General features: G+C 69.0%; 9 protein-coding genes and 1 pseudogene. 2 read left to right on the forward strand and 8 right to left on the reverse strand.

The features are described 5' to 3' along the window. Positions 1 to 686: 686 nt before the first annotated feature. A complete protein-coding gene (locus AB0I10_RS39085) occupies positions 687 to 950 on the forward strand; it encodes a hypothetical protein (RefSeq protein WP_363157511.1) in 264 nt (87 codons plus the stop codon). Positions 951 to 1,210: 260 nt separating this feature from the next. On the opposite strand, the gene AB0I10_RS39090 is transcribed toward AB0I10_RS39085, so the two are convergent. The 3 genes from AB0I10_RS39090 to AB0I10_RS39100 form a co-directional block, all read right to left on the reverse strand. Continuing rightward, positions 1,211 to 1,354, reverse strand: a complete 144-nt coding sequence (locus AB0I10_RS39090; protein WP_363157512.1) for a hypothetical protein — start codon at positions 1,352 to 1,354, stop codon at positions 1,211 to 1,213. Between the two features lie 102 nt (positions 1,355 to 1,456). After that, complete coding sequence (locus AB0I10_RS39095) at positions 1,457 to 4,582, reverse strand: hypothetical protein (protein ID WP_363157513.1); 3,126 nt, start codon at positions 4,580 to 4,582, stop codon at positions 1,457 to 1,459. Beyond that, a complete protein-coding gene (locus AB0I10_RS39100) occupies positions 4,582 to 5,046 on the reverse strand; it encodes a hypothetical protein (protein WP_363157514.1) in 465 nt (154 codons plus the stop codon). Before AB0I10_RS39100 ends, AB0I10_RS39095 begins: the two co-directional genes overlap by 1 nt. Positions 5,047 to 6,281: 1,235 nt before the next feature. Between AB0I10_RS39100 and AB0I10_RS39105 the strand changes: the two genes are divergently transcribed. Beyond that, complete coding sequence (locus AB0I10_RS39105) at positions 6,282 to 6,476, forward strand: type II toxin-antitoxin system prevent-host-death family antitoxin (protein WP_363157515.1); 195 nt, start codon at positions 6,282 to 6,284, stop codon at positions 6,474 to 6,476. Positions 6,477 to 6,843: 367 nt separating this feature from the next. On the opposite strand, the gene AB0I10_RS39110 is transcribed toward AB0I10_RS39105, so the two are convergent. The 5 genes and pseudogenes from AB0I10_RS39110 to AB0I10_RS39130 form a co-directional block, all read right to left on the reverse strand. Beyond that, positions 6,844 to 7,347, reverse strand: coding sequence for a hypothetical protein (locus tag AB0I10_RS39110; protein WP_363157516.1), 504 nt, complete (start codon positions 7,345 to 7,347; stop codon positions 6,844 to 6,846). A 488-nt stretch (positions 7,348 to 7,835) separates the two neighbouring features. Beyond that, positions 7,836 to 8,036: a hypothetical protein gene (locus tag AB0I10_RS39115; RefSeq protein ID WP_363157517.1), complete on the reverse strand. Its 201-nt coding sequence runs from the start codon at positions 8,034 to 8,036 to the stop codon at positions 7,836 to 7,838. Continuing rightward, positions 8,036 to 8,224: a hypothetical protein gene (locus AB0I10_RS39120; protein ID WP_363157518.1), complete on the reverse strand. Its 189-nt coding sequence runs from the start codon at positions 8,222 to 8,224 to the stop codon at positions 8,036 to 8,038. Before AB0I10_RS39120 ends, AB0I10_RS39115 begins: the two co-directional genes overlap by 1 nt. 193 nt (positions 8,225 to 8,417) lie before the next feature. Next, complete coding sequence (locus tag AB0I10_RS39125; protein WP_363157519.1) at positions 8,418 to 8,720, reverse strand: hypothetical protein; 303 nt, start codon at positions 8,718 to 8,720, stop codon at positions 8,418 to 8,420. 39 nt (positions 8,721 to 8,759) lie between these two features. Continuing rightward, positions 8,760 to 9,280, reverse strand: a pseudogene (locus tag AB0I10_RS39130) (transcriptional regulator); the annotation flags it as partial.

Raw genomic sequence — 9,280 nt, forward strand, 5'->3', positions numbered from 1 at the left:
GCCGTCGCCGCGACAACGCGGACCTGCCGTCCGTTGGGGCTCGCTGTGCTTCACCTGCAGTCCGTGCAGTCTCGCCCGTCCGGCCTGGATGTTTTCCTCGCCAACCGTGGCAACTGCTGGCAGAGTTGGTGCCGTGGATGCGGCGCGAGAACAGATGACCCAGGCCACAGTCACTGAACTTGTTCGGCAGCGCTGGGAGACCGTCCTAGATGAGGATGGTCTCCTGGCACGGTTTCGGGAACCGGGATGGTCCTACCAGGAACAAGCCCTCGGCTCGTGCCCCGCCTGCAGTACACCGCTGCACTCGCTGCGCCGCCCCTACGAGTCGGCCGGCCGTCAGTTCCGCTGCACCGCCGTGGTCTGTCCAGCCTGCCCTCGCGCCTACACCCTCGCCGACCTGGGGGGTGAAGACCTACGACAAGCTGAACGCCCTTCCCAAGCCCCGCCGCGGCACGACCATGCCGCAGCCAGCCACCCCTACCCGGCCCGTACCTTCAACGCCTACGGTCGGCCTGCCCCTGGGCGTGCACCTCCATGCCAGCCACGGTGCCGCGGCCGCCGTACGGATGGGGAATGTGACGCTGGGAAACCCTCCGGCGCCGGGGGCGGAGCAGGCTAGCTACTTGCCCTGAAGAAGTCTGGGCTGGCGCTGGGGTGACCTGTGGGGAGGCTGGTGCGGGCTGTCCGTGGCCCACTGGCTGCGAGAGCGGCACGAGCGATGGCCACGGACCCAGAACCCGCACCTCCTGCTCAGCCAGCAGACTGCGGCCGACTACCGCAAACCTCCGATCACCGAGGCCCACTTGCACCGCCTGCTGCAGCAGTTGGGTGACGTGCACGCCACCCGCCTTCGCGTCGACCGCGTCCTTGACGAAGCCCACGAGACCGCCGAACCCGTCCACATCATCCGGCTGTTCGGCCTGTCCTCAACGACCGCGATGGCTACGTGACCACCGCCCACCCTGCCGAAGGCGCCAACATCCGAAGGTAGGCACCGGGGGAGCCGACGCTGCCCTGCCCACGGTTTCCTACGAGATGGGCGGCACCTGGAGAGGTAGGGACGATCCAGCGATCGCGGCAAGGGCATTGGGCAGCGGCATGAGCCGTACGAGCCGGTTGGCGGGGTGGTTCTCCCAGGAAGCGATGGCGTCGCGCACCTGCTGGATCAGGTCGGGAGGAGGTGCATCAACACCTCCTGGCACCGGTCCAGTTAGGCGAGAACATCGTCGCTATCGCTGAGCCCCTCGTCCTGAACGGAGGTGAGGACCTGGCCGAAGGACCGGCTGTCCGCAAGGTTGTGCAGCGCCACGTACAGGTCCCACGCAGCGCGGCGCAGCTCCGGGTCCTCGTCCACGCCTGTCGCCCGCGCCCGGGTAGGGAAACCGCGAAGTGTGGCTTTGGAGATGACAGAATGCGTGTCGGGGTCAGCGATGCCCACTATGCGCCCGAGCGGTGTCTATGCCGGCGGGGTCCACAGCGCCTTGACGCCATCAGCCAGCAACTGGTCGGCGCCGCCGCGGACGAGGTTCAGTTTCCCGTTCGGGCCGAATAGGCCGAGCGTGGAGCCGCCGCCGAGGTTGCGCACCTCGGCGACCTTGGCCGTAGGCGTGCTGTCCGACGCGCGGTAGGGCACGCGCAGCCACGTTGTGCCGTCGTAGCGCCACGGCGTGGCCGGGGGCATGACGGAGGAGTCGCTGAGCTCGATTTCCGCGCTTACACGCACGGTGCGGTCCGGGTCCCACCACAGGCTTTCGAACCATGTGTCGGCATCGGCCTCAACCCCTGCCCGAGCACGCATCGCGGCGTCGCTGACCACGTGCTGCCCGCCGCGCGCCGGGTCGAACCACACAACCGACGCCTTACCTCCAAATAACGGCGATTCGTTATCGACGAACGCCACCACTGGGTGGCCAAGCCAGCTGCGCGGCGTGTAAGCGACATCGCCGACTTCGTCGACGGTTCCGCCTGGGACGGTCCTCGTCGCGCCGGTCTCCGGGTCGACTACCAGCACCTCGGACTCGGCCCAGTGTGGCGCGCCGGGGCTGGTCCCGATGTGATGGAATACGACGAGGCGGTCCCCTGCCCCGGCGATCTCCGAAATGCCCTGCGCGCCCTGCTCGCCAACGCCGTCCGGGCGGAGCGTCCCTGCCGGGGCGAGGTCCGCCAGCATGTGCACGGTCAGCTCTCGGCGGCCGGAGTCAAGAGGGTCGGTCCGCTCCTCGGGCGGGCGGAGGGGGGTGTAAACACGTCCCCTTGCGACGGCGACACTGTTGCACTGCGAACAGGCAGCGGTTGCCGTGTCGCCAGAACGCGTGTCCACCGACAGCAGGCGGGTTTGGGTCACCACCAGCAGCTTGCCGGCGTCCGGCGTCCACTCCGTGTCGTGGACCCACTCTTCGGCGCCCAGCTTGATCTCGGCCACCGTGTCGTCGTCGCGAACGACCCGCAGCGCACCGTCGCGCTCATAGGCGAACGGCATCGCTTCGGGCCGGACGATGGGTCGTGGAGAATCTGTCGCTTTGGCGCAGTGCTGCCTGGCCGCCTTGTCGGCCGGGCTGGTGGTGCTGATGCACACGATGCTGCTCTTGTCGGCCCGCACCGTGCAGGAGGTGGCCTCGGGATCCTCCTCGCACCCCCAGTAAAGGATCTTGACTCCGCCCGGCAGCGGTCCAGTGGGCTTGACCTGGACGGGCCCCTTCGTTCCCCTCTTGGAGGTGACGACGGTCGTGCAGTCGGTCCCTCCCGCTTTGACCAGGCAGTCGTCCTCCGGCTTTCCGGGCATGGTCACCTCGGCGACGCTGGTGGTGACGATCACGCGCGTTGACACCGTGTCCGGGGTGGTGGCCTGCTGACCGAGTACCAGCCCTGTGGCGGTGACGGCCGCCAGGCTGCCGCCGATGACCAGCTTGGCTGTCAGCCCGATGCCTTTGGCGCCCACCGCGGCCGTGCTGGCATCCAGGGGAGGCGTCGACGCCAGGCCGCTGGTCGGATCCGGGGCCGCATCCGGGCTGGGACCGGCCGAGGTGCCCGCGTCTTGGCCGACGGACGAGGCCCCGTCCTGGCCTGCGGACGAGACCTCAGGCGGGTCGGTGGAGGCTGACGGGTCGGCGGAATCGGCGCCGTCGTGCGTGCCGGGTTGCGAAGGTGAGGCGGCATCGGGACCGCACAGCTCGCCCGCGTCCTCGGCTGCACCTGCGTGGTCGCTTTCACCGAGTCGCCGCCATATCTCCGCTGCGGCGGCGAACGCGGCGGTGGCCGCCACCCTTTTGCCGGTCACCAGGTGGCGGATGCCGTCCTCGTGCGTGAGGTAGGCGAGGATGCCGTCCTCCCGGGCCCGCTCGGCAGCTGCCCTGCCCTGCTCCAGGATGCGGCCCCATACGCCCAGTCGAAGTGAGCAGGCGACTGTCGGCGCGGCCGTACGGGCCAGTCGAGCCGCCTCGGCTGCGGCCCCCGAGCCCGTCGCGGCCTCGATCGCAGCGGAGAGCAGCGCGCCGTCTGCGGACACTTCGGCCGGGGATCGGTCGGCAGTGTCCACCCAAGCACGGAGCCGGTTACACAGCCCGGCGAGCGCGGCCCGGTCCGGGCGCAGCCGTTCGGGCAGGGCGTCCGCCACCTCCGTGGAGATCCGGTACCCACGGACGGTGGGGACGACGAGACCTGTGGCGATCAGCCGCTCACACACCTCACCCATGGCGGCGGCATCCGGTATCAGTTCGGCCAGCAGGCCGGTGCTCACACCGCCGGCGCCTGCCAGGCCAAGCAGCTTCACGACTTCCCGATCCGTGCCCGCCAGGCCGGCGAGCACGTTCGCCAGCAGGTTCTCCAGTTCGGCGGGGGCCCGCAGTCGGGTCTCCGTCACCGCGCGCAACAGCTCTCGGGGCGAGCCCTCGGTCGCCTGCAGCAGTGCGTCGGCGACCGGCTGCTCGTCCGGGTGCAGGGGGCGGCCAAGCTGCAGAGTCAGGAGGGCGAGTGTGGCGTCCGGGCGGAGCCCGCTCAAGGCCAGGGCCTTGCCTTCTCCCCACAGGCTCCGTTCGGTGGCTGAGTACAGCACCCGGCCGTCCCTGACCGTGTCCAGCACCGTGTTGAGCAGGTGCGAGTCGCACGTCAGGTCATCGAGTAGCAAGCACACCCGGACACCGGCCGTCAGCCGCCGAAGTTCGGTGGGGCTCGGACGATAGCCGGGGGCGTCGTAGCACGTCTCGAAGACGTCCTGGAAGACGTCTCCGATGTCACGGCTTGCGGCATCCACGAACACGACGCCGTCCCATCGACCGCTCAGCGCGTGGGCGGCCATCCGCAGCAGCGTGCTCTTCCCCATACCCGACGAGCCGTGGACCTGCACCGGCCCCCCGGCGGTCATCTCTTCCGTGATGGCCGCCAGCTCCTCCTCGCGTCCCACGGTCTTGTACATGCGGCGCGGCAGAAGTTCCACCTCGTCACGTCGCCTGCACGCCGGTCGCTGCCCGGCCCTGAGGATGGTGACGACCGACCTCTCTGCGGACACCACAATGTTGTGGTCGCCCACGACGACCTGGCCACGGACGTCCCCGCTGACCCGTACCTGAGCGCCGGAGTCCTCCATCACCGGTCCGAAGCACCGCTTCCGGGCCGGTGGGTGCCGAAGTGCCGGTCGTACTCCAGGGCCAGTTGGTCACCGGTCTGCTGCACCAGCTGCCCGACGACAGGGTCGGCGATCAGGGCGGTCACCGTCCCGGCCAGAGCGGGCAGCGTCCTGAGGAACCAGTTGCGCACATAGACCATGACGGAGACGTCCGGTTCCGCAGAGGTGACGGCCTCCTCCAGCTCGTCCAGCCGTTCTTCCGCCCCGCGGTTGCCCTCGCCCAGCTCCGCGATCAGCGACCGCAGACGCATGAACTCCGCGCGTAATCCGACGAGTTGCGCTTCGGTGACGGGAGTCGACGCCTCCCGTGCCCCCTCGTTGTGGATCACTGTGTTGCGCGAGCCCACGACGAACTGACCCGCCACATCGCCCACATGCACCTCATAACGCCCGCCGCCTTCAGCAGCTGACGGTCGATTCGTCATCGAGCCCCCGTCCCGAGACCACCAACTCACGCCCCGTTAATCAGGGTAGTACTGGACACACACAGTGCGCAGGAAAGCGAACCCCCGCCCGTCCGACGTAGCCCTTGTTCACTCGTGTGGGTTACTGGTCGGCGCTCAGATGCGTAGGTGGAAGGGAATCAACCGGTGGTCAACTGCTTCTCCACCCGCCGCTCAGCACGTGCGTTGATCTTGTGGACCAAGGCGATCAGCAGATCCACCAAGGCGTCGGCGATCTCAGCCTGGCGGACGAGCACAGCGCTATGAGCAGCGTGATCTGCACGTCCTCGGCAGTGTCACGGAACTCCGATTCCGTCGGTTCGCAGCGTATGTTCGGCCAGGAGGAGCGCAGCCACGCTCCCGGCCCCTGTGATCTGGCCCGCTCGAACCGCCTCGACGGCATCGTCCAGCTTCCACCGCTGCACGTCATGCCGATTTCGGTCTCGTCGCGATGCGTACGGCCCGGCCGAAGGGCCGTGGCCAGGAAGAGATGGGCCCGTGCACTCGTAGTCGCGGGGAGCGGGCGATTACGCGGAGCAGACGGGTCTCGCCCGCGCCAGGCCGGTCTCCTCTTCCAGTTCCCGGACGGCACGGTGATACGCCCGGCGAGTTGAGTGGCGTTCAGGAGGAGACGGGGAGGGACTGTGCAGTAAGGCATGGCTCGCCACAGCCCCTATCCCCGCTTGGCGGAACCGACCGGTGGAGCACGACATGTGTGAGTACGGGTCACCGACGCCTCCGAGGAGGCATGCCAAGCAGTAGTTCGGTCATGGCTCGGGCATCCCGCCGCCGCGCTGGCTTCGCAGACCAGACGCCGGGCACAACGACGCAGGCCAGTATGGCTAGCGCGCCGAATAGAGGGATGAAGCCAACCCACGGGTAGGCCACTGCGACGGGTGTCAGGGCGCCCCCTGACACCAGGCCGAGCAGCGGCCGGGCTCTCACGGGTCGATGGTGCTCGCCATGCGCACAAGGTCCTCTCGGTCCAGGGAGCTTCGGGCTCCAACCGCCTTCCACAACGTGTTACGCCGACACATCTCCGACGTCGTTTATGGAAGCACCTCGCACCGACTTGCTCGGCTGGCGAACCCGAGTTCGTACGGGGAGGGGCATCCAAATCCCCCGAGCGGAAGTGAACTCATTGTGTCGTACGACGCTGGCTAGGTGTAGTCCCGCATCCGAAGTTCAACCGCCTTCACTCCGCCCGACCTGGGCAGATGTCGAGTAATCGAGCACGCACGGGCCTTAGCGACTTGCTGGCACGCGCTCGGTGGAGTGGAGAGACAACGACCATCACCAAGGCGGGAAGGCCCATCGCGGTAGTCGTGCCGGACGAGTGGTTTCAACGCGCAGTAGCTGCCATCGGAGCACCCGGCGAGAGCCCCAAGAGCGAGCCGGCCAGCGACCAGTAGCCGCCCGTTCTTTCGTGACCCAGACCTGACGGAGCACGTCAACAGTCGGCCCGCCCCCTGGCTGATTTAGAGGGCGGGCCGAAGTGGTGTTTGTAGTACTGGCGTTACTCGGGCCTATGCGCGCAGGCGCACGGCTGCGTGTAGACGCTGCCGGTCGCCTGGTCCACGACCACCACACCGCCAGAGCAACGGCGACCAGGATGCTGGCGCCACTTGCTACGCGGCGGCCGAGAGTGCCCGCCGGCCTCCACCACTGCCCGGTACGCCGCCACCGCTGCCGCCTGCGCGGGGTTAGTCCACTCGCTCATGCTCACCTCCGCTGTGTGCAACGACCGTAGGGCGCCCGAGAACCGCCCGCCAGAGACCGTCAGTTGGGCCCCGTGTTCGAGCAGTCCGCCCCGCAGCCGGCGGGCGGCGGCTCGGAATGCTCGCACCCCGCGGCCACCGAGATCGTCTCGTCGGTCGGCGGAAGCCACAGCCGCAGGTCTACCTCGTACCCAGCGTCCGTGATCCGGCCCATGGTCCGCACCAGCGCGCCAGGATCGTGACGGGTTACGTCCGGCCGCTCGGGGACGTGGTGCACGTACCGGCTCAGGCTGCGGCACAGACCCGCGTACACCACGCTGTGCAGCAACAGGGCGTGCCAGCCCTCATCCACGACCCGCGACGGCCGCAACCGGTCATCGGGGTGCTGGGCGCAGGCCGCGACGAACGCCAGGGCCTCCGTGACGATCCGCTCGGCAAGGTCGCGCTCCATGCCAGGGTTGTTGTCCTGGACCGTGGCGACGCCACCAGCGAACGCCCGCGGGCGGATCAAATCCCGCGCGGCCTTCACCTTCGGTGTCGCGGTGTGCTCTTGTGTGACGGTCACCGTGTACTCCCTTCGTAGGTGGTGCGGTGAACGGGAGGCCCCGGACGGTCTTGCCGGACATCACCGGGGCCTCCCACCCGCCGGGCAGAGACCGGCGGGAGCTTGATGGGCCTGGGACGGCGGGGGCGCGCTCAGTCCCGGGCCAGACCCGCCACGGGGGAGGCGGGCGTCGAACCGGTGGCGTGCGGCTTCACTGGGCACCGCACGGCACCGGAGATCAAGGAGCCAGCGTCAACCGCGGGCCGACACGGGCCGCGTGATGGCCGGTCACGGCTGCGACCATTCGCCACGACGACGCAAAACCTGATACGCACCCACGTCCACACGGTTGAGACGCCGGTTCTGTGCACCATCCGCGCCACCCCCGTACAGGGGACGGAGCACCCACACAGCTCGGGGCTGACCGGCGCTCTCGATGTCGGACACAACCCACTTGGCGCCCGGCTTGTCGGTGAGGAGGTCCCCGACCTCCGGCGTCTTCCTGCCGGTCACTGCGCCACCTCCACGGCCGGGATGCCGTACACCCCCACGCAGGTCTCGCAGGCGTGCAGCCTGGCCCCCGCCTCACGCAGCAACGCCACGGGGAAACGGGCATCGGCGGTGTAGCTGCACCAGCAGCACGACGTACCACGCATCTGCCACGGACTCAGCGCCTCCAGCCGGAGCGTCGGCGCGTCCACAGTGGCCATCACGACGCACCCCCATGGGCGCGGGCGATCTCATCCGGCCGCGCCGCCCGCAGGTATTCCGGGTCCGCGAGCCATGCCGGGTCATCCCCAACGAGCGGAGCGACGTACGGAGTGCCCGGGAACGGGTCGTCGAGACCGCCATACCGCACCACGCGGCCGACGGCGAGTTCCCCGGGCGGGGCATCCACAGCGCGGACTATCTGACCGACCGGCGGCCGGTTGCCCGGGATCGCGATTCCCCGGCGAACAACCGGGTCAGCGTGGTGCGCGCTAGTCATGTCTGCACCCTCATGTCAGTGGCCATTGGGGGATGAGGCCCGTCCCCCTCGAGGGTGGGAGGGACGGACCGCCATGCGCCGGCGGGCATGCTGGCGGTGGCGGTCATGACGCGGTGCCCTCGTGAGGCGTGAAGCCGCCAGGAGGCATGGCGGCCTCGTCGATGGTCAGGCCGTCGTCGGCCTCATCGTGGGGCTGGAGGTCGTCACGCCGGGCGGCCCAGTTGTCTCCGCCGCCTTCGGGGCACAGGTGATAGGGGCCTCCGGTGTCCTCCGGCAGGGCCACCACGACGCCTACGCGGTCGACGGCGGCATCGTGGGCGAGGTGCCCACGCTGTGGCCATCCGGAAGCGGCGTCAGCTAAGGCCCGCCGTCGGACCAGTTCTTGGGGGGTACGTCGTCCCGTCATGCCCCTGACGGTATGGACGCTGCTGAGCCTGAATATGAATCAGGGGAATAGCTGCTGGTCATCCAGCGAAAATCGGTTGGACATTCCCCTCAACCGCTCGCGTGTGGCGGCCCGTTCGGCGTAGAGGATCTTCCGCAGAGTGGCCCGTGCGATCGGGTGATTGCGGACCAGCTGGGGCGCGATGTGCTCCGCCTTCTCCAGCTCGGCCAGGGCCCGGTCGCGGCTGCCGTCCCACAGCCACGCGCGGGCGAGGTCCATGTGGTGATGTCCTCGACGGGACTTCGGCAGGGCGGCGATGTGGTGGGGGTCAGCGCGCCGGCTGCGGTCGAGGGCGGTGGTCTGGTCGCTGAGCTCCAGGGCAACGCTGATCGAGTGGATCTGCACGTTCCCGGTGGAGAACGTCAGCGAGTGCCGGTCATAGACGGGCGGCCCGGTGTAGGCGTCGACCCGGCCGGCAGCCTCGTGGGCGAGCCTTATGCGGGCCTCGGTCTCCTGCTGATTGCTGGCCCTGGCGGCGACAAGACCGAGTTCCGGTCTCAGGTACGGGAGTTCACCGTTTC

The sequence above is a fragment of the Streptomyces sp. NPDC050636 genome (assembly GCF_040654775.1).
In the GTDB taxonomy this organism is placed as follows: domain Bacteria; phylum Actinomycetota; class Actinomycetes; order Streptomycetales; family Streptomycetaceae; genus Streptomyces.